This is a genomic window from Rhodanobacter humi, from assembly GCF_041107455.1.
In the GTDB taxonomy this organism is placed as follows: domain Bacteria; phylum Pseudomonadota; class Gammaproteobacteria; order Xanthomonadales; family Rhodanobacteraceae; genus Rhodanobacter_A.
Map to the genome: position 1 here is coordinate 2,101,272 of NZ_JBGBPY010000001.1, position 19,668 is coordinate 2,120,939.

Sequence of the window (19,668 nt, forward strand, 5' to 3'; positions counted from 1 at the left end):
ATCCGACCCTATTCGCCGATATGTCCAATCATCGAAGGCCGCATCAGCTGATGCATGCGTCTTGATGGGTCGGCACCTGGACCGTCAAGGCAGCCCCAGCACCGCCCGCGCCCCAGCGCGGAAGCGCCGGCTCAAATCCAGCCGCGTGCCGTCGTGCAGCACGATCTCGGCGTTGCCGTTGAACAGCGGATGCACTTCGCGGATGCGCTCCACGTTGACGACCGTGCCGCGGTGGATGCGCAGGAAGCGCGCGGGGGCCAGCGTTTCCAGCAGGTGGCTCAGCGTCTCGCGGTGCAGGTAGTGCGCGCCGTCGGCGTGGATCTGCACGTAGTTGCCGTCGGCACGGATCCAGTCGATGGCGTCCACCGCGATCACCCGGATGTGCTCGCCCACGCGCACGCTGATGCGCTGCAGGTGGCTCGCGTGCGTCGTCGCCGCCGCGGGCGATTGCAGGCCTTGCCAGTGCCGGCGCACGCGCGCCAGCGCCTGGTCGAAGCGCGCCTGGTCGATGGGTTTCAGCACGTAGTCCAGCGCGCCGGCGTCGAACGCGCGCAGCGCGTGCTGGCCGTAGGCGGTGGTGAACACCACCATCGGCAGCGCATCCGGTTTCAGCTGGTGCAGCAGCTTGAAGCCGTCCATGCCGGGCATGCGGATGTCGAGGAAGATCAGGTCGGGCGTGAGCGCGGCGATCGCCTGCAAGGCCTCGGTGGCGTTGCCGCATTCGCCCACGATGGCCACGTCCCCATGCGCGGCCAGCGCCTGGCGCAGCGCGAGTCGCGCCAGCACCTCGTCGTCCACCAGCAGGGCGCGGATCGTTGCGGCGCTCATGCGGCATGCTCGCGGAACGGCAGGCGCAGCTCCACCCGCGTGCCGCCGCTGTCGCGGCGCTGCAGCTCCAGACTGGCGTCGCCGCCGAACAGCATCGCCAGCCGTGCGCGGGTGTTGGTGAGGCCGATGCCCTCGTTGGCGCCATCGGGCGGCAGGCCCAGGCCGTCGTCGTCCACGCGCAACACCAGCTCGTCGCCGTCGCGTTGGCCGAGCACCTGCAGGCTGCCGGGTTCGGCCTTGGCCAGCAGGCCGTGGCGCAGCGCGTTTTCCACCAGCGGTTGCAGGATCAGGTTCGGCACGGCGGCGCGCAGCGCGTCGTCGGCCACGTCCAGCCGCGTGCTGAGCCGGTCCTGGAAGCGCACCTGCTGGATGTCGAGATAGCAGCGCAGGAATTCCAGCTCGCGCGCCAGCGGCACCTGCGGCGCGTGGCGTTCCTCCAGCGTGAGGCGCAGGAAGTCGCTGAGCCGCGCGATCATCAGCCGCGCCTGCAGCGGGTCGGCCAGCGCCAGCGCGGAGATCGCGTTGAGCGTATTGAACAGGAAGTGCGGTTGCAGCTGCATGCGCAGCGCCTGCAGCTGCGCCTGCGCCAGCTGCGATTCCAGCAACGCGCTGCGCAACTGCTCGTCGCGCAGCCGGCGGCGCGAATCCATCCCGCGCAGCACCGCCAGCACGACCCAGTAGGTGAGCAAGGCCAGGTGGAAGCTGTAGGCGAACTCCATGCGCACGTACTGGCCCAGCGTGTGCACGTTCGGCATGCGGCCGGGGCCGCACAGATACCAGAACACCACCAGGTGCGCCGTCATCTGCGCCAGCGCCACCGCCAGCGAAGCGGGCACGTGCACGGCGAAGAAGCGTCGCCAGCCGTGTCCCGCGCTTTGCCGTCCCAGCCAGCCCACCAGCGGCGCCAGCGCCATCCACAGCCAGAAGTTGACCAGGTTCCAGGCCAGGTTGCGCAGCCAGCCCGGCGGATAGCCCTCGCTGATCGCGGCCAGTCCGCCGCTGAGCGCGTAGGACAGCGCCAGCAGCGTCCAGAAGCCGAAGATCAGTCCCCAGGTTTTCAGTCGCTGCGTTGCGCTGCGGTCAGACACGGGAACCTCGCCGACGTACCACCCGATGGCGGGCCAGTGTGCGCGGCGATGGCCGTCCGGGACAGTGCCTGAAGGCATTGCCGGCGTCGGGCCTAGGCTCGTGGCGCCTGCGCGTCGCGCGTGCATGACTGCTCGTCGCCCAGCTGCCATGCGCCGCTGCGGTTCCGGTAGGTGTAGGTCACCCGGTAGGCGTCGTCGCCGTGACGCTGGAACACGAACCGGTCGAGATAGCCGCTGGTCGCGACGTTCTCCAGCGTCAGCGTGTCGCCCACCCAGCCGGACGAGGTGTAGCGCCGCTCGCCGCCGAAGTTGTCGAACACCGTCGCGGTGAAACGCCTGGCGGCCTTGTCGTAGCCCCACCACGCATCCGCGAGGTAGCGGTTCGGCGCACCGTCCACGTGCCGCATGTGCAGCCATTGGCCGCCGAGTTCGATGCCGAACGTCTCGCGGGAAGTGATCGGCTTGCCGTTCGCGAAGCGGCCCGCGCAGCGCCAGTGGCCGGCGAACCCGGCCAGCGGTGCGAGCGCCGGCGTGGCGTCGGCCTGCACCGGCGCGGGGGCGGCGAGCAAGCCGGATGCAGCCGCCAGCACGGCGAAGGCGAGGGATGCTGCGCGTGGCGCGCGTGACGAGCGGCTCATCGATGGGGTCCCGAGGCGTGCGCGATTCATGGCTTCACCGTCGCGTGTTGCGCCAACCACGGGCCGAGCGCGAGGCGGTGGATGCGATGGTCGGCGGCGCTGAAGTACAGTGTCTTGCGATCCGGGCCCAGGCGCGCCTCGTCGCCGGCGACGCCGAGGTCGACCGGCGCGCTCCAGCTGTCACGCGTGGCGAAGGCGATGAACAGGTCGCCGCCGTTGGACGGCGCCGGCGGGCGATCCGAGCTGAAGACGAGGAAGGAGCCGTCGGGCGCCACCGCCGGATCGTAGTCGGAGTGCGCGTCGCCGCCGCCGAGCGCCAGCGCTTGCGTCGCCTGATAGCGGCCGTGGACGTAGCGGCTGCGGTAGAGCCGGAATGCGCCGTTCGCCGGGTCCACGCGCACGAAGCGGAGGCTGCCGTCCTTCGTCACCGTCGGCGAAAAGATCGACGTGCCGGCGTTCACGACATCAGGCAGGCGTTGGGGCGTGCCCCAGCCGTCGCCGACGCGATCCACCCGCCACAGGTTGCCGCCGCGGCCGGGATACGCCTTGCCGCCCCAGTCGCCGTCCAGCGGATGGCCGATGCCGTTCGCCGGCCGGTTGGAGACGAACACCAGGTAGGAACCGTCCGGCGCCATCGTCGGCTCGAAGTCCATCCAGCGGTCCGAGAACGGCGCCTGCATCGGCGCCGACCATGTGCCGTCGTGGCGCCGGGCGATGTAGAGGCGTCGCGCCGTGCCGCTGCCGCGGGTGAACACCACCGTGCCGCCGTCCGGCGCGAAGGCAGGCGAGGCGTCGCGCGCCTCCGTCCACGGGCCAGCGGCTGGCGGCGCCGCGATGTTCGCGGCGGCGCGCACGGCGGGCGCGGAGACGGCGGTGCCCAGAGCCAGGGCGAGGATAGGAACCAGGTGTGGGCAACGCATCGAGCTGTTCCTCATGGGGAAGGAAAGGTAGTCAGGACTCAAGGGCCGCGCCCGGCATGCGCGTCAAGCCATGGCGCCAGCGACAGCTGCCAGATGTGGTCGTGGCCGTTGTTCCACACCGCGTCCGCTTGCGCGCCGGCGGCGCGTCGGTCGCTGTAGAAGTACAGCGTGCGGTGGTCGGGACCGAGCTGGGCGCCCATGCTTTCCTTGCCGCCGTTGACCGCGTCGCCGAGATCCTGCGGCGCGCTCCAGCCTTCCGGTGTGCGGAACGCGATGGCGAGGCGGTACGGCGCCTGCGGTGCGTGCTTGATGCTGACCACGATGAACGAGCCGTCCGGTGCGATCGCGGGATCGCGTATCGTCGCGCCCGCATCGCCCAATGCCACCACCCGAGGCGTTTCGTACTGGCCGTCGCGATACGCGGAGCGCAGCAGCGCGAAGTCGCCGCGCGGCCCGGCGCAACCGATGAAATAGAGGCTGCCATCGGCGGCGATGCTCGGCGAGGCGATCAGCGAGCAGCGGTTGACGACGTCTGGCAGGCGCACCGGCGCGCCCCAGTGGTCGCCCTGCCAGTCCACCCGCCACAGGTTCATGCCCTGCGCGACGTGGCGCTTGCCGCCATGCACCGCGTCGAGCGGTGGATCGCCCGGCGTGGCCGGGCGGTTGGAGGCAAACAGCAGGAACGATCCGTCCGGCGCCATCGCCGGATCGAGGTCGTGCCAGTGCCCGGAGAATGGCGCCACCGTCGGCGTCGACCAGTGGCCGTCACGGCGGCGCGATTCCATCAGCGTCGAGCCGTCGCCGGTGGCGCGCATGAAGTAGACCGTGGCGCCGTCCGGCGTGAATGCGGCGGCGCCATCGTCGGAGGCTCCGGGGATGGTGTTCGAAGCGAAGACCGCGGGCACCGCGCTCGCTGACCTCGCCGCATGGGCGGTGGATGCGAGAATGAACAGGGTTGAGAAGACGATGGACAGGCGCATGCTGACGCTTCCTTTGCGTGGGATTCCGCCGCCGCGGCGATGGGTCGAGCATCGATGGGCGGAGTGGGATTGACCGCCGGCTGGAGGTGCGATGCGCATCACGGAAGGCCGCCACCGGAGGCGCGATGCGCGTCCAGCCATGGCGCCAGCGACACGCGCCACAGGTGATCGACGTCGTGGTCCCACGCCAGCGTGCGCGCGACATCGCGCAGAGCCTGCGCGCGTGCGCGCGGATAACGCACTGGGTCCGCATGCCGGCCGGCAAAATACAGGGTGCGGCCGTCCGGGCCGAGGTGCGCGCTGGACGGCTGGTAGCGGTTCAGGGCGTCGCCCATGTCCACTGGCTGGCTCCAGTGATCGCCTTCGCGGAACGCGATGTGCAACCGGGGGCTGGCGCCACCGCCGTCGGCGACGTCGTACACGATGAACGACTGGTCGGGCGCGATCGCGGTGTCGTATTCGTGGCTGGTGGCGTCGCCCAGCGACAGCCGGGTCGGCGCGAGGTAGTGGCCGTCGCGGCAAGTGGCGCGATACAGGTGCGTCGCGCCGCCGCGGCGCGGGCCGGGCGAGTCGAAATACAGCGTGCCGTCGGCGGCGATGCTGGCGCCGTACATTTGCATGCTGATGTTGACGACGTCCGGCAACGGCGTCGGCGTACCCCAACCGTGCGCGTCGCGATCGACGCGCCACAGATGCATGTCGCCGCTGGGCACGAGTTTTCCGGTGCGCGACGACACCGTGGCAAGCGGTTTGCCATCGGCGGTCGCTGGCCGGTTCGAGCTATAGATCAGGTACGAGCCATCGGGCGCCATCGCCGGATCGTGGTCTTCCCATTGCCCCGAGAACGGCGCGAGGCGCGGCGTGGACCATGCGCCGTTCACCCGCTGCGAGATCATGATCGCGTGATCATGGGCAGGCCAATTGGACAGGTCGAACACCAGCGTGTCGCCATCGGGCGTGAAGGCTGCCGAATCCACACTGGCCGGTCCGGAGATCACGCCCGGCGCGAGGATTTCGGGCACGGCGCCGGGACGGGTTCGTGCGGCGCCGGGTGCTGCCGCACCAGCGCTCGCGTATGCGACCAGCAGAGTCGCGAACAAAGTCGACGATCGCATGCACGCTGCCCCTCGTTCGGTTACAGGTGGTGTTCGAGCAAGTTAGCGTCGGGGTCGACGTGCGTCGCTCGTCCGGTGACCGCCGGTTTGATCGCCATGACGAGCGGTGTGCATGCGCGGACAAGCGGTGGGGCGCACGACACCGAAGAAGAGCCGCTTCGTTACGGACACGGTGAAGCAATAGTCGTCGCCGCAGCGTTGCGCGAGCCGTCGGGCACGGCATTAGCGCCGTTGATCACGCCCGGGTGGGTGATCGTCACGAAGCCGCGGTCATTCGCGGCGACGCCGCGCAGGCTGTTCCCGCGGCACTGTCGCCGCATCAACGGGACAACGTCATGTCTTGCCGTACTTTCCGTCGTGTTCCTGCACGTCTTGCCTGCTTCGGCTTGTGGCTGGGCGCCGCCGCGATCGCTGTGCCAGCCGTGGCCGCGTCGCAGGACAGCACTCCCGCCGCGGAGGAAACCGCACACACCGCCGCCGCGGTGAAGGCGGTGGACCAGCACTGGCTGGAGGCCGAGGAGAGCGGCGATGCCGCTTGGCTGGACGGCATGTTGATGCCGGACTACCGCTCGGTCGGTGTCGCGGGCACGTTTGCCACGAAGGCCGGCATCGTGGCGCATGCCGCAAAGAACCGTGGCTCGGATGCGATGAAGCAGCAAGTGGCCGCGTGGCAAGCAGCGCATCCGGTGGACCAACAGGTGACGCTGCAGGGCGACACCGCGATCCTCAGCTTCGTCAGCGCCGCGCCCGCGACCAAGGGCAAGCTGTATTCCTCGGACGTGTTCGTCTACGTCGACGGTCGCTGGCGCGCGCTGTATTCGGCGCATACCGGACTCGGCAAGGACTGAACGTAGCCTGGTTCCTCCAGCATGCGGGCAGGCTCACTGGCGCAGCCAGCATCACCACGCGATGCGCTGGCCGTCGCGCAGCAGCGCGCCGTTGATGCCGGGTTCGGGCAGGCAGGCGGCGGCCACGATGCCGGCGGCGCCGCGTTCCACCGGGCCGCCGCCGGGGCCGCCGAGGCCGGTGGCAAGCCAGCCGGGGCAGACCGCGTTGACCAGGATGCCGCTGCCGGCGAGTTCGGCCGCGAGCGCGCGGGTGTAGGCGTTGAGCGCGGCCTTGGACACGCGGTAGGCGGGGTAGCCGATCGCGTCGGGCGCCATGTTGGCGGCGCAGCCGCTGGTGACGTTGACGATGCGGCCGTAGCGGTGGCGGCGCATCAGCGGCAGCAGCGCGCTGGTCAATTGCCAGGCGCCGAGCAGGTTTGTTTCCAGCGCGGCGCGCACGCTGCCGGGCGTGGCGGTTTCGGCGTGCGCCTCGCGGTCAGCGTGGCCGCCGGCGTTGTTCACCAGCACATCGAGGCGGCCGTGCTCGCGCGCGATCCAGGCGGCGAGTTCGGCGATCTGCGGCGCGTCGGTGACGTCGAGCGGCACCGCGACCACGTCGCCTTCGATCTGCTTCGCCGCTTGCCGGCCCTTGGCGAGATCGCGCGTGCCCAGCAGCACGCTGTAGCCGCGCGTGGCGAGCTGGCGCGCCACCTCGAAACCCAGCCCGCGGTTCGCGCCGGTGACCAGGGCCACGCGATGCAGCGGCGCCGGCACTACCCGCTTGCGCGCCGTGCTCATGGCACGGCGGCTACCGGAGTGGCGACCGGCGCGCAAGTCGTGTCGTCGCCGCAGGCTTGCCAGCCGCCGCCCAGCGCCTTGTACAGCGCCACCGCGCGGGTGTCGATCGCGGCCTGCGCCTGGGCCAGCGCGTCGTCCGCGGCGAGCTGCACGCGTTCGGCGTCGAGCAGTTCGAGATAGCCGGTGGCGCCCTGTTCGTAGCGCACCTTGGCCAGTTCGGCGGCGCGGCGGCTCTGCTGCACCTGCGCCATCAGTTTCTCGACGCGATCGTGCTGCAGGTTGTAACCGACCACCGCGTTGTCCACGTCCTCGATCGCCTCCAGCACGGTGCGCTGGTAGTTCGCCTGCGCCGCGTCGGCGCGCGCCTCGGCGGCGTGCAGTTCGCTGCGCACGCGCTGCACGTTGAGGCCGTTCCAGGTGATGCTGGGCGTGATCGACCAGGCGCGCGTGGACGGGCTGCCGAAGTCGTTGCTGCGCCCGGCGAGGAAGCCGAGGAAGCCGCCCAGCGAGAGGTGCGGGAAGAAATCCGCCTTGGCCACGCCGATGCGCGCGGTGGCGGCGGCGTATTCGCGTTCGGCGATGCGCACGTCGGGGCGGCGCGCCAGCACGTCGCCGGCGGCGCCGATCGGCAGCACCGCGTCGATCGGCTTGAACGTCTGCGGCGACACGTCGACGTCCAGCGCGCCGGGCTGCTCGCCCAGCAGCACGGCGAGGCGGTAGCCGTCGGCGTGCGCCTGCATGTCGAGCAGCGGCAGCTGCGCTTCCGTGGCGCTCAACTGCGCCGCGGCGCTGGCCACGTCCTGGTCGGAGGCGGTGCCCACCTCGGCGCGGGTGCGGATCAGCTTCAGCGTGTCCTGCTGGTTGGCGATGTCGCGGCGGGCGATGTCCTGCCGCTGCTGGGTGCCGCGCAGGTCGAAGTAGTTGCGCGCCACCTCGGCGAACAGGCTTACCTGCGCGTCGGCCAGCGCGGCCTCGCTGGCGCCGAGGTCGGCGTGCGCCGCCTCGACGGAACGCCGCACGCCACCGAACACGTCGATCTCCCAGCTGGCGTCGAAGCCGGCCTGGTAGGCGGTCACCGTGTTGCGCTGCGGGCCGAGGCCGGGCGTCTGTTCGCGACTGCGGGTGTAGCTGGCGCCGGCCTGGATATCCGGCAGGTACTGCGACTTCGCGCCGCCGAGCAGGGCGCGTGATTCGGCGAGGCGCGCCACCGCAATGCGCAGGTCGAGGTTGTTCGCCGCCGCGCGCTGGATCAGCGCGTCGAGCGTGGGATCGCCGAACTGCTTCCACCATTGCGCCTGGAATTGCGCGCTGCTTTCGCGCGCCGTTTCGAGGCCTTGCAGCTGCGGCGTGGGCGTGGCCGGCTTGTGGTAGTTCGGACCCACGCTGACGCAACCGGCGAGTGCGAGGGCGGCGAACAGGGCGGTACTACGGAGCAGGTGTTTCATCTCAATGGCCCTCCAGCGCCGGCACGGCGTTCGCCTGCGCGTGCTTGCGCGCTTCGCGACGCTCCACCAGGGCGCGGATCACGACATAGAACAGCGGGGTGTAGAGCAGGCCGAACAAGGTGACGCCGAGCATGCCGGAGAACACCGCCACGCCCATCGCGTGGCGCATCTCCGCGCCGGCGCCGTGCGAGGTCACCAGCGGCACCACGCCCATGATGAACGCGATCGAGGTCATCAGGATCGGGCGCAGCCGCAGCCGTGCCGCCTCCAGCACCGCCTCGTGGCGGCTCATGCCTTCGAGCTGGCGTTCGCGGGCGAACTCCACGATCAGGATCGCGTTCTTGCAGGCCAGGCCCACCAGCACGATCAGGCCGATCTGGGTGAAGATGTTGTTGTCGCCGCCCGACAGCCACACGCCGGCGATCGCGGACAGCAGCACCATCGGCACGATCAGGATCACCGCGAGCGGCAGCGACCAGCTCTCGTACAGCGAGGACAGCACCAGGAACACCAGCAGCACGCACAGCGGGAACACCAGCACCGCGGTGTTGCCGGCGAGGATCTGCTGGTAGGTCAGCTCGGTCCACTCGTAGCTCATGCCGTTCGGCAGCACTTCGCGCGCCAGCTTCTCGATTTCCGCCTGCGCCTGGCCCGAGCTGTAGCCCGGCGCCGGGCCGCCGTTGATCTCGGCGGTGGGATAGCCGTTGTAATGCTGCACGCGGTCCGGGCCGGCGCCGTGCGCCACGGTGACGAAGGAGCCCAGCGGCACCATCTCGCCCTTGGCGTTGCGCGTCTTCAGCTGGCTGATGTCCGCGAGGTCGCTGCGGAACTGCGGCTCGGCGGACAGGTTCACCTGGTAGGTGCGGCCGAAGCGGTTGAAGTCGTTGACGTAGAGCGAGCCCAGATAGGCTTGCATGGTCTGGTAGACGTCGCCCAGGTTCACGCCCTCGGCCTTGGCCTTCTCGCGGTCCACGTTCACGTCCACCTGCGGCACGTTCACCTGGAAGCTGGAGAACAGTCCGGCCAGCACCGGATCCTTGCGGCTGGCCGCGATCAGGTTCTGGGTCTGCTGGTACAGCTCGTCGAAGCCGACCTGGCCGCGGTCCTCGATCTGCAGACGGAAGCCGCCGATCGTGCCCAGGCCCATCACCGGCGGCGGCGGAAAGACCGCGATGTAGGCGTCCTGGATCGCCGCGAACTTCGCGTTCAGCGCGCCGGCGATCGCGCCGGCAGACAGGTCCGCGCTGCGCCGCTCCTCGAACGGCTTCAGCGTCACGAACACGATGCCGGCGTTGGTCGAGTTGGTGAAGCCGTTCACCGACAGGCCGGGGAAGGCCACCGCGCTCTGCACGCCGGGCTGCTTCAGCGCGATCGCGCTCATGCGCTTGATCACGTCCTCGGTGCGGTCCAGCGAGGCGGCGTCGGGCAGCTGCGCGAACGACACCAGGTACTGCTTGTCCTGGGTCGGCACGAAGCCGGTGGGCACGTGCCAGAAGCCGAACGCGGTGAGCGCGATCAGGCCGGCGTACACCACCAGCGCGGCGCCGCCCTTGCCCTGCATGCGGCGCGTACCCGCCACGTAGCGTTCCGCACCGCGCTGGAACAGCCGGTTGAACGGGCGGAACAGCCAGCCGAACAGGCGGTCGATGGCGCGGGTGAGGCGGTCCTTCGGCGCGCCGTGCGGCTTCAGCAGGATCGCCGACAGCGCCGGGCTCAGGGTCAGCGAGTTGAATGCCGAGATCACCGTGGAGATCGCGATGGTCAGCGCGAACTGGCGGTAGAACTCGCCGGTGAGGCCGCTGATGAAGGCGGTGGGGATGAACACCGCGCACAGCACCAGCGCCGTGGCCACGATCGGCCCGGTGACCTCGTGCATCGCCTTGCGCGTGGCTTCCTTCGGCGACTGGCCCAGCTCGATGTGGCGCTCCACGTTCTCCACCACCACGATCGCGTCGTCCACCACGATGCCGATCGCCAGCACCATGCCGAACAGGCTCAACGCGTTGAGCGAGAAGCCGACCAGGTACATCACCGCGAACGTGCCGATCAGCGACACCGGCACCGCGATCAGCGGAATCACCGAGGCGCGCCAGGTCTGCAGGAACAGGATCACCACCAGCACCACCAGCAGGATCGCCTCCAGCAAGGTGTGCGCCACCGCCTCGATCGAGCCGCGCACGAACACGGTCGGGTCGTAGACGATGTGGTAGTCGATGCCTTGCGGGAACTCCTTCTTCAGCTGCGCCATGGTGGCGCGCACCTCGTCGGAGATCTGGATCGCGTTGGAGCCGGGCCGCGCGAAGATCGGGATCGCCACCGCCGGCTGGTTGTCCAGCAAGCTGCGCAGCGCGTACTGGTCCGAGCCCAGCTCCACCCGCGCCACGTCGCCCAGGTGCACGGTGGCGCCGTCGGCATCAGTGCGCAGCACGATGTTGCGGAAGTCGTCGACCGTGCTCAGCCGGCCCTGCGTGTTGATGTTGAGCTGGAAGTCGGCATTGCCGCGCACCGGCGGCGCGTTCAGCGCGCCGGCAGCCACCTGCACGTTCTGCTCGCGGATCGCGTTCGCCACGTCGCCGGTGGTGAGGCCGCGCTGGGCCAGCTTGTCCGGGTTCAGCCACACGCGCATCGAGTACTCGCCGGCGCCGAAGATCTGCACGTCGCCGACGCCGTTCAGGCGGCCCAGCACGTCCTTCACGTGCAGTCGCGCGAAGTTCGACAGGTACAGCATGTCGTAGCGTTTGTCGGGCGAGGTGAGGTGCACGACCATGGTGAGGTCGGGCGAGCTCTTCTGCGTGGTCACGCCCAGCCGCTGCACTTCCTCGGGCAGGCGCGGCAGCGCCTGCGACACGCGGTTCTGCACTTCCACCTGGGCGTCGTTGAGGTTGGTGCCCAGCGCGAAGGTCACGGTGAGCGTCATTACGCCGTCGCTGGTGGCCTGCGAGGAGGTGTAGAGCATGCCTTCCACGCCGTTGATCTGGGTCTCCAGCGGCGTGGCGACGGTCTCGGCGATCACCTTGGGGTTGGCGCCGGGATAGTTGGCGCGCACCACCACGGTGGGCGGCACCACTTCGGGATATTCGCTGATCGGCAGCTGGAACACCGCGATGGAGCCGGTGATCACGAACAGCAGCGACAGCACGGCGGCCATGATCGGCCGGTCGACGAAAAACTGGGCAATGTTTTTCATGGATTTGTCTCGATGACTCCAGGGTGCCGACTCCCTCTCCCCTCCGGGGAGAGGGTTGGGGTGAGGGGCGGGGCTTGCCGAAACGCTTGGGCTTCGGCAACGCGCTTTTCAGGTTTCGATAAGTAGGCGATGCTTGGGCAAGACTGGCCCCTCACCTCGGTCCTCTCCCCCAAGGGGAGAGGAAGAGAAGCGAAGTACTCAGCCTTGCGGTTCGTGCTTGGGCGGCGTGGTCATCGCGGTACGCGAATCGTCATGGCCGCCCGCTTCCACCAGTGCCTTGTCCCGCGTGTCGAGGCGGTAATCCATCGCCACCTGCTGCGGGTTCACCTCGGCACCGGGGCGCACGCGCTGCAAGCCGTTCACCACCACCACGTCGCCGGGCGCGAGGCCGCTGTCGACCACGCGCAGGCCGTGGAACAGCGCGCCGGTGGTGACCTTGCGGTATTCCACCTTGTGCTTCGCGTCGACCACGTAGACGAACTGGTTGCCGAGGTCGGTGCCCACCGCGCGGTCGTCGATCAGCAGGCGCGGCTGCGGCTGGCCGCTGGAAAGGCGGATGCGTGCGTACAGGCCGGGGGTGAACAGGCTGTCGCGGTTGTCGAACACCGCACGTAGCCGCATCGTGCCGGAGTCGGTGTGCAGCTGGTTGTCGACGAAGTCGATGCGGCCGGTATGCGGGTAGCCGCTCTCGTCGGACAGCTCCATCGTGGCCTCGATGCGCGCGCCGTGGCCGTCCTGGTTCGCCTTGGCGCGCAGGTGGTCCAGCTTCAGCCAGGTGTGCTCGTCCACGTCGAAGTACACGTAGACCGGGTTCACCGAGACCACGCTGGTCAGCACGTCGCTGCTGGTGACCAGGTTGCCGGGAGTGATGTGCACGTTGCTGACGCGGCCGTCGATCGGTGCGCGTACCTCGGTGAAGCCGAGGTTGAGCCTGGCCGAGGCCAGCGCGGCGTCGGCGGCGGCCAGCGTGGCGCGCGCGCTCTGCGCGGCGGTGTCGAGGCGGTCGGCTTCCTCCTGCGCGATCGCGTGCTGGTCGAGCAGGCGATGGCCGCGCTGGGCGTTGGCCTGGGCCAGGCCCAGTTCGGCCAGCGCCTGGCTGCGGTTGGCGGCGAGCCGGTCCGTCTCGGCCTGGAACGGGCGCGGGTCGATGCGGAACAGCACGTCGCCCTTGTGCACCAAGGCGCCTTCCTTGAACGCCACCGAGTCCACGTAGCCGCCCACGCGCGGACGCACCTGCACGCTGTCCACTGCCTGCACGCGGCCGGTGAAGTCGGCGCTGTTGCTCACCGGGCGCAGCAGGGCGCGGGCCACGGTCACTTCCGGCAGGGCGGCACCGGCGCCGGCGGCCTGGGCGTGGCTGTCGCCATGCCCGCCGAGCAGGGCCCAGCTGCCGGCGATCGCCACCACGACGAGGCCGGCCAGGATCAGTTGCTTCTTCATCTTTGCGCTCCCTGGGTGGGGTCGTGCGGCGCTGCAGCACGATGGGGAGGCGAATAATAGGTATACCAATGGGTACAGAAAAACCCCAATTTGTGAACTCCACTAGTGACGAGCAGTCACGAATGGCGGCACAATGACAAGCATGGAAGATTTCTCGGCAATAACAAGCTTCGTCCGCGTGGTGGAGGCCCGCAGTTTCGCGGCGGCGGCCGTGCAGCTGGGCATGACGCCGTCAGGGGTGAGCCGCGCGGTGTCGCGGCTGGAGGAGCAGATCGGCGTGCGCCTGTTGTTCCGCAGCACGCGGGCGCTGCGCCTCACCGACGACGGCGAGTCGTTCTATCAGCGCTGCAAGGCGATCCTCGCCGACCTCGGCGAGGCGGTGGATGCGCTGAACTACGCGCGCACCAAGCCCAGCGGCAAACTGCGCGTGGCGGCGAACGTCTCGGTGGGCCGCGCCGCGCTGATCCCCAACCTCGCCGACTTCGAGGCGAAATACCCGGACATCCGGCTCGAACTGTCGATGAGCGACCGCAGCATCGGCCTGATCGAGGAAGGCATCGACTGCGCGATCCGCATGGGCGAGCTGGAGGATTCCAACCTGATCGCGCGCAAGCTCGGCTACTTCAACAACGTGCTGTGCGCCGCGCCGGCCTACCTGGAGCGCCATGGCACGCCGGTCAGCATCGACGACCTGAAGCAGCACCGCTGCATCAACTACGTCTATCCCACCAGCGGCCGCGCCTACCAGTGGCAGTTCGACACCCCGGACGGCCGCCTCGCGCTGGACATCGACGCGCACCTGCTGATCAACGACGGCGAGTCGGTGATCCAGGCGGCGATGGCCGGGCTCGGCATCATCCAGGTGCCGCACTGGCTGGCGGCCAGCGCGATCGGCTACGGCAAGCTCAAGGTGATCATGGAGGACACCATCTCCACCGGCTCGCCGGTGTGGCTGGTCTACCCGCAGAAGAAGCACCTCTCCGCACGCGTGCAGGCCTTCCTGGAATGGGTGCACGAACTGTTCGAGCGCACCAACATGCCGGCGTGCCGGATGCTGTCCTGCGCAAAGCCGCTCGACGGCGCCGCTCAGGCGCCCGGCATCAGCAGCAGCAAGGCCACGCCCAGCGCGATGCGGTAGACCGCGAACACCGTGAAGCGGTGCGTGCGGATGTAGCCGAGCAGCCACTTCACCGCGATGAAGCCGACGATCAGCGAGACCACGAAGCCGACGATCAGCGCGCTCCAGTCCTCGTGCACGGCGCCGCCGCCCTTCCACACCTTCAGCAGCTCGTAGCCGGTGGCCGCGTACATGGTGGGGATGCCCACCAGAAACGCGAACTCGGTGGCCGCGGCGCGGTTGCTGGTGCCGAACAGCATCGCGGTGAAGATCGTCGCGCCGGAGCGCGAGGTGCCGGGGAATACGCCCGCCACCATCTGCGCGATGCCCACCAGGATCGCCACCCGCCAGGTCACCTCGGTGCGGTCCGCCTGCTTCGCGGCCAGCGCCTCGGCACCGATCATCCAGAAGCCGCCGATCACCAGCGCCCAGGCGATCGGCGTCACCGTCTCGGGCAGCTTGAAGCCGTAATGCGTGACGACCAGGCCCAGCACGCAGGTGATCAGGAACGCCACCGTCAGCTTGGCCAGGTAGTCGCGCGTGGCCGGGTCGCGCCACTGCGTCAGCAGCTGCCAGATGCGCTTCCAGTACACCAGCGTGATCGCCAGGATCGCGCCCGCCTGGATGCCCACGTTGAACAGGTCCGAGCGCGCGCCCAGCCAGTGCTCGGCGATCAGCAGGTGGCCGGTGGAGGAAATCGGCAGGAATTCGGTGATGCCTTCGATGATGCCTAGCAGGATGACGTTGATGAGATCGGTCACGGGTGCACTCGTCGGTTCGGGGCGAGCGCCACCATGGCGACCGCGCAGCGGCACAGCTTAGAGCCTGTTCCATGTCTCCACATGGCCCGCGTTGCCTTGCCGTGGCCGTCAGGTGGTGGCGCGTGGCGCAGCGCCTGCCTGGCTGGCAGGTCAAGCCGCGCGCTGCCGCATGGCGGCCACGGCAAGGCAACCCGAAGGGCCGGGTCTGTTTGCCCGCATCCCTGCGTCATCACTCGGTCGTGGACGGACGTCCACTCCCTTCTTCTTCCTTGGTCTGCGTGCAAACAGCTCGCGGCGCGGGCCATGCGGAGACATGGAACAGGCTCTTAAGCATTCCGCATGGCGATTCGAAGGCGGTTTCCTTGCTGGAGGGACAACAGCTCCGTGCGTGCCAAGCTGGTGCAACAAAGGGAATGAATGCACCAATATGGCGTGTATCATGCGTTGGGCGAAGCCCGCCGGATGGCCAAGCCCATGAATTCACGCGGAATGCACGGCTTGGCATCGACCTTGCTCTGTCCAGCGCATCCGTTCCCTCCATTCCCGTCCATCCCTCGCCGAGGTTCCGCCATGACCGCCCAGAAAGTGCTCGACCAGATCGTTGAACACGAGGTCGAGTTCGTCGACTTCCGCTTTGCCGACATGCTCGGCAAGCACCACCACGTCACGTTCCCGGCGCACGCGATCGACGAGTCGACCTTCGAGGACGGCAAGATGTTCGACGGCTCCTCGATCACCGGCTGGAAGGGCATCAACGAGTCGGACATGATCCTGATGCCCGACCCGGACACCGCCTACCTCGACCCGTTCAGCGCGCACACCCAGCTGGTGCTGCATTGCGACGTGCTGGAGCCCAGCACCCTGCAGGCCTACGGCCGCGACCCGCGCTCGATCGCCAAGCGCGGCGAGGCCTACCTGAAGTCCACCGGCATCGCCGACACCGCCTACTTCGGGCCGGAGCCGGAGTTCTTCATCTTCGACTCGATCCGCTGGCAGAACGACATGGGCCGCGTGTTCTACGAAATCGAGTCGGAAGAGGCCGCCTGGAGCACGCGCTTCAAGTACGAGGACGGCAACATGGGCCATCGCCCGGGCGTGAAGGGCGGCTACTTCCCGGTCTCGCCGGTGGACAGGCTGGGCGACCTGCGCGCCGACATGTGCAAGGTGCTGGAATCGCTGGGCCAGAAAGTCGAGGTGCACCACCACGAGGTGGCGAACGCCGGCCAGTGCGAGATCGGCGTGAAGTTCAACACCCTGGTCGCGAAGGCCGACGAACTGCTGACGATGAAGTACGTCATCAAGAACGTGGCGCACCAGAACGGCAAGACCGTCACCTTCATGCCCAAGCCCATCGTGGGTGACAACGGCTCGGGCATGCACGTGCACCAGTCGCTGGCCAAGAACGGCGAGAACCTGTTCGCCGGCGATCTCTACGGTGGCCTGTCGCAGACCGCGCTGTGGTACATCGGCGGCATCTTCAAGCACGCCAAGGCGATCAACGCGTTCGCCAACTCCACCACCAACAGCTACAAGCGCCTGGTGCCGGGCTTCGAGGCGCCGGTGATGCTGGCGTATTCCGCGCGCAACCGCTCCGCGAGCTGCCGCATCCCCTACGTGGCCAGCCCCAAGGGCCGCCGCATCGAGGTGCGCTTCCCCGACCCGATGAACTCCGGCTACCTGGTGTTCACCGCGCTGATGATGGCCGGCCTCGACGGCATCCTCAACAAGATCGACCCCGGCGCGCCGGCTGACAAGGACTTGTACGACCTGCCGCCGGAAGAAGAGAAGAACATTCCGCAGGTCTGCTCCAGCCTCGACCAGGCATTGGAAGCGCTGGACAAGGATCGCGAGTTCTTGAAGGCCGGCGGCGTGTTCACTGACGACTTCATCGACGCCTACATCGGCGTGAAGATGCAGGAAGTGACCCGCTACCGCGCCTCGACGCATCCGCTCGAGTTCCAGATGTATTACGCGCTGTAACCGGCGGCATGCGGGGCAAGGCAACGGGCGCTTTGGCGCCCGTTGTCGTTTCTGCCATCCTCAAACCCCGCGCCTTGCGCATGGCGTCGGCATGCCCGGAGTCGGCGTCCAGGATGGAAGGGGAGAGCGATGCGGAAAGTGTTCAAGGCCGTGGCATGGATCGTGCGCGTGTTGTTGCTGTTGCTGGTCGCCGCCTTCGCCTGGGGCCGCTTGCGGCCACCTGCGCCGGCGCAGGCCGAGGCGCTCAAGCGGCTGCAACCGGCGCCCGCGCCGGCCGGGCACAACGCCTGGGCCACGCTGTGGCTGCAGGATTACGACGTACTCATCGATCGCGTGGATGCGGTCTACGCGCAGGAGCGCGCGCATCTGCAGGCTTGGCTGGCGCAGTTGCCAGCGGACGCCACGGCTGCGCCGGATTACGTGCCGCTGGCTGCGCAAGGCTTCCAGAAGCGCCCGTCACTCACGGCGGACGAGAACCGGCTCCTGTGCAGCAACCGCGGCGAGGATTGCCTCGCCAAGGTGCGCGCAGGCCGTGCCGCTGCACGCTTTGCTGGCGCGGCAATCCGCGCGACTGGCATCGCTGCAGGCGCTCACCGGCGACGACGCGTTGTGGGACGACTTGTCGATCTCGCCGCAGACACCATTGCCCGGGTTCGGCGCGGCGATGAAGCTGCTGCTCACCGCACCGGCGCTGGATTTCGTCGAGGGCCGGCAAGCGCAGGCGCTGGATGCGATCTGCACTCAGGCCGCCACCGTGCGCCGCCTGCACGCCCACACCAACTCGCTGGTGGGCGCGATGGTGGCCGTGGCCTGGATGGACGGCATCGAGCGCGAGCTGGCCGGCATGCTCGCCGCGCTACCCGACGACGAGGCCATCCCGGTCGGCTGCACGCAGGCCTTCGCGCCGGTCGTCGCCGCGGATGTCAGCCTGTGCGCGCCGATGCGACATGAGTACGACCGCGCCGCCAACGCCATGGCTGTCGTCGACCCCAGCCGGGCCAGCCACTGGGCGACGCGCCTGCGTCTGCGCTTGGTGGTCGACCCCCGGGGCACGCGCCGCCTGATCGCGCCGACCTACGCATGGGCCTGCCAGCGCGATGTGCTCGCCGCGCAAATGTCCGATCGGTCGCTGGCTGCCACGTCGATGCCGCCGGTGCACTACGACCTCTTCGATGCCGTCTCCAACACCATGGGCCTGATCCTGGCGCGCATCGCGCCGCCCGATTACGCGAAGTACCTCCAGCGCAACGAAGACTATGCCGCCGGCTTGCGCCTGATGGCTTGGGTGCTGCAGCACCGCAGCGACACCGCCGGCGCGGCCGACTGGCCGCATCGCCTGCAACAAGCCCTGCCTGCGCTGCAACAAGGCGGAAACCGCCACTTCGCGATCGATCCGGATGGCCGCCACGTGTGGATGGACTATCGCGCCAAACGCCCCGGCCACGAGGCGCTGGTGCTGTTGCTCGGGCCATAGCGCAGCGCGGCACCGAAACCCGTTGCACCAACGCCGCGCATTGCCCATGATGGTGCAATGCGCGGCAATGCAGCATCAAGCGGATTGGAACAGCTGGCGACCGGGGTGGCCCTGGTCGACGCGGAGCTGCGCGTGCGTTGGGTCAATGCCGCGCTGGCCGAACTGCTGGGCAGCGGCATGCGCAGCGCGGTGGGCCAACCGCTGGCGTTGTGGTTGTGTTCGCCGGATGACTTGGCCCAGGCGCAGCGCGCGCTGGACGAGTCGCGCTTCGTGCAGCTGCGCGAAGCGGCGCTGTCGGCGTTCGACGAGCGCACGCTCAAGGCCGATCTGGCGATCCAGCCCGCGGACGATGGCGGGCTGCTGGTCGAGGTGCACGCGCTGGCCGCGTCGGCGCCGGCCGTCTCGCCGCTGTCGGCCACGCTGCGCGGCTTCGCGCACGAGGTGAAGAATCCGCTGGCCGGCCTGCGCGGTGCGGCGCAGCTGCTGCAGCGGCGCGTCGACGGCGTCGAGCTGCAGGCGCTGGCCGGCCTGATCATCGACGAGGCCGACCGCCTCGCCGCGCTGGCGAATCGCCTGCTGCATCGCGACGGCGCGGCGCGGCTTGGCACGGTGAACATCCACGAATTGCTGGACCGGCTCGCCGAGCTCATGCGCGCCGAACCCACGCCGCCGCGGCTGCGCCACGACTATGACCCCAGCCTGCCCGACGTGTGGGGCGATGCGGACCAGCTGCAACAAGTGCTGCTGAATCTCGCGCGCAACGCGGTGGAAGCGGGCGGGCGCACGCTCACCCTGCGCACGCGCGCCGAGCATGGCGTGCGCGCCGGTGCCCGCGTGCTGCGCTGCGCGTTGCGCGTGGACGTGGTCGACGACGGCCCCGGCGTGCCCGCGGAACTGCGCGACACACTGTTCGAGCCGCTGGTGTCCGGCCGTGTCGACGGCACCGGCCTGGGCCTGGCGCTGTCGCGCGAGATCGCCCGCGAACACGGTGGCGAGCTGTGCTGCAGCAGCCATCCGGGCGAGACGGTGTTCTCGTTGTACCTGCCGCTGGAGCACGCGCCATGAGCAAA

At 69.1% G+C, this 19,668-nt stretch carries 16 protein-coding genes; 5 read left to right on the plus strand and 11 right to left on the minus strand.

The features are described from left to right. Positions 1-84: 84 nt before the first annotated feature. The 6 genes from AB7878_RS09310 to AB7878_RS09335 all read right to left on the minus strand — a co-directional run bounded on the left by AB7878_RS09310 (position 85) and on the right by AB7878_RS09335 (position 5,476). Positions 85-828, minus strand: a complete 744-nt coding sequence (locus AB7878_RS09310) for a LytR/AlgR family response regulator transcription factor (RefSeq protein WP_369494094.1) — start codon at positions 826-828, stop codon at positions 85-87. Then, positions 825-1,916: a sensor histidine kinase gene (locus AB7878_RS09315; protein WP_369494095.1), complete on the minus strand. Its 1,092-nt coding sequence runs from the start codon at positions 1,914-1,916 to the stop codon at positions 825-827. The genes AB7878_RS09310 and AB7878_RS09315 overlap by 4 nt, the downstream gene beginning before the upstream one ends. A gap of 92 nt (positions 1,917-2,008) precedes the next feature. Further along, on the minus strand, positions 2,009-2,554 hold the full coding sequence (locus AB7878_RS09320) for a hypothetical protein (protein WP_369494096.1): 546 nt from the start codon (positions 2,552-2,554) through the stop codon (positions 2,009-2,011). 26 nt (positions 2,555-2,580) lie between these two features. Continuing rightward, positions 2,581-3,474, minus strand: a complete 894-nt coding sequence (locus AB7878_RS09325) for a TolB family protein (RefSeq protein WP_369494097.1) — start codon at positions 3,472-3,474, stop codon at positions 2,581-2,583. 38 nt (positions 3,475-3,512) lie between these two features. After that, positions 3,513-4,454: a TolB family protein gene (locus AB7878_RS09330; protein WP_369494098.1), complete on the minus strand. Its 942-nt coding sequence runs from the start codon at positions 4,452-4,454 to the stop codon at positions 3,513-3,515. A gap of 98 nt (positions 4,455-4,552) precedes the next feature. Then, a complete protein-coding gene (locus AB7878_RS09335; protein ID WP_369494099.1) occupies positions 4,553-5,476 on the minus strand; it encodes a TolB-like translocation protein in 924 nt (307 codons plus the stop codon). 428 nt (positions 5,477-5,904) lie between these two features. Between AB7878_RS09335 and AB7878_RS09340 the strand changes: the two genes are divergently transcribed. Next, positions 5,905-6,417: a nuclear transport factor 2 family protein gene (locus AB7878_RS09340; protein ID WP_369494100.1), complete on the plus strand. Its 513-nt coding sequence runs from the start codon at positions 5,905-5,907 to the stop codon at positions 6,415-6,417. 51 nt (positions 6,418-6,468) lie between these two features. Here AB7878_RS09340 and AB7878_RS09345 read toward each other — a convergent pair whose 3' ends face one another. The 4 genes from AB7878_RS09345 to AB7878_RS09360 all read right to left on the minus strand — a co-directional run bounded on the left by AB7878_RS09345 (position 6,469) and on the right by AB7878_RS09360 (position 13,266). Continuing rightward, the gene (locus AB7878_RS09345) at positions 6,469-7,194 is read right to left on the minus strand and encodes an SDR family NAD(P)-dependent oxidoreductase (protein ID WP_369494101.1); all 726 of its coding nucleotides are present in this window, start codon (positions 7,192-7,194) and stop codon (positions 6,469-6,471) included. Continuing rightward, a complete protein-coding gene (locus tag AB7878_RS09350; RefSeq protein ID WP_369494102.1) occupies positions 7,191-8,639 on the minus strand; it encodes an efflux transporter outer membrane subunit in 1,449 nt (482 codons plus the stop codon). The genes AB7878_RS09345 and AB7878_RS09350 overlap by 4 nt, the downstream gene beginning before the upstream one ends. Position 8,640: 1 nt before the next feature. Next, the gene (locus tag AB7878_RS09355; protein WP_369494103.1) at positions 8,641-11,826 is read right to left on the minus strand and encodes an efflux RND transporter permease subunit; all 3,186 of its coding nucleotides are present in this window, start codon (positions 11,824-11,826) and stop codon (positions 8,641-8,643) included. A gap of 198 nt (positions 11,827-12,024) precedes the next feature. Then, on the minus strand, positions 12,025-13,266 hold the full coding sequence (locus AB7878_RS09360; RefSeq protein WP_369494104.1) for an efflux RND transporter periplasmic adaptor subunit: 1,242 nt from the start codon (positions 13,264-13,266) through the stop codon (positions 12,025-12,027). Positions 13,267-13,408: 142 nt separating this feature from the next. Here AB7878_RS09360 and AB7878_RS09365 point away from each other — a divergent pair, with 142 nt between their 5' ends. After that, complete coding sequence (locus tag AB7878_RS09365) at positions 13,409-14,404, plus strand: LysR family transcriptional regulator (RefSeq protein WP_369494105.1); 996 nt, start codon at positions 13,409-13,411, stop codon at positions 14,402-14,404. Here the strand turns inward: AB7878_RS09365 and AB7878_RS09370 are convergent. Next, positions 14,353-15,144 (minus strand): undecaprenyl-diphosphate phosphatase, encoded by a 792-nt coding sequence (locus tag AB7878_RS09370; RefSeq protein WP_369494106.1) that lies wholly within the window; start codon positions 15,142-15,144, stop codon positions 14,353-14,355. The genes AB7878_RS09365 and AB7878_RS09370 overlap by 52 nt on opposite strands. 570 nt (positions 15,145-15,714) lie before the next feature. On the opposite strand from AB7878_RS09370, the gene glnA reads away from it, so the two are divergent. From glnA to AB7878_RS09385, 3 genes are all read left to right on the plus strand, one after another. After that, positions 15,715-17,124: a type I glutamate--ammonia ligase gene (glnA, locus tag AB7878_RS09375; RefSeq protein WP_369494107.1), complete on the plus strand. Its 1,410-nt coding sequence runs from the start codon at positions 15,715-15,717 to the stop codon at positions 17,122-17,124. Positions 17,125-17,656: 532 nt separating this feature from the next. Next, entirely contained in the window at positions 17,657-18,598 is a 942-nt protein-coding gene (locus tag AB7878_RS09380) for a hypothetical protein (protein ID WP_369494108.1), read from the plus strand. 57 nt (positions 18,599-18,655) lie between these two features. Next, positions 18,656-19,663 (plus strand): two-component system sensor histidine kinase NtrB, encoded by a 1,008-nt coding sequence (locus AB7878_RS09385; RefSeq protein WP_369494109.1) that lies wholly within the window; start codon positions 18,656-18,658, stop codon positions 19,661-19,663. The last annotated feature ends 5 nt before the right edge of the window (positions 19,664-19,668 follow it).

Excerpts from the sequence above, each read along its gene's own strand:
- AB7878_RS09360 (WP_369494104.1), bottom strand. The coding sequence starts at position 13,266 with ATGAAGAAGCAACTGATCCTGGCCGGCCTCGTCGTGGTGGCGATCGCC.
- AB7878_RS09320 (WP_369494096.1), bottom strand. The coding sequence starts at position 2,554 with ATGAGCCGCTCGTCACGCGCGCCACGCGCAGCATCCCTCGCCTTCGCC.
- AB7878_RS09365 (WP_369494105.1), top strand. The coding sequence starts at position 13,409 with ATGGAAGATTTCTCGGCAATAACAAGCTTCGTCCGCGTGGTGGAGGCC.
- AB7878_RS09385 (WP_369494109.1), top strand. The coding sequence starts at position 18,656 with ATGCGCGGCAATGCAGCATCAAGCGGATTGGAACAGCTGGCGACCGGG.
- AB7878_RS09340 (WP_369494100.1), top strand. The coding sequence starts at position 5,905 with ATGTCTTGCCGTACTTTCCGTCGTGTTCCTGCACGTCTTGCCTGCTTC.
- AB7878_RS09350 (WP_369494102.1), bottom strand. The coding sequence starts at position 8,639 with ATGAAACACCTGCTCCGTAGTACCGCCCTGTTCGCCGCCCTCGCACTC.
- glnA (WP_369494107.1), top strand. The coding sequence starts at position 15,715 with ATGACCGCCCAGAAAGTGCTCGACCAGATCGTTGAACACGAGGTCGAG.
- AB7878_RS09310 (WP_369494094.1), bottom strand. The coding sequence starts at position 828 with ATGAGCGCCGCAACGATCCGCGCCCTGCTGGTGGACGACGAGGTGCTG.
- AB7878_RS09325 (WP_369494097.1), bottom strand. The coding sequence starts at position 3,474 with ATGCGTTGCCCACACCTGGTTCCTATCCTCGCCCTGGCTCTGGGCACC.
- AB7878_RS09355 (WP_369494103.1), bottom strand. The coding sequence starts at position 11,826 with ATGAAAAACATTGCCCAGTTTTTCGTCGACCGGCCGATCATGGCCGCC.
- AB7878_RS09330 (WP_369494098.1), bottom strand. The coding sequence starts at position 4,454 with ATGCGCCTGTCCATCGTCTTCTCAACCCTGTTCATTCTCGCATCCACC.
- AB7878_RS09345 (WP_369494101.1), bottom strand. The coding sequence starts at position 7,194 with ATGAGCACGGCGCGCAAGCGGGTAGTGCCGGCGCCGCTGCATCGCGTG.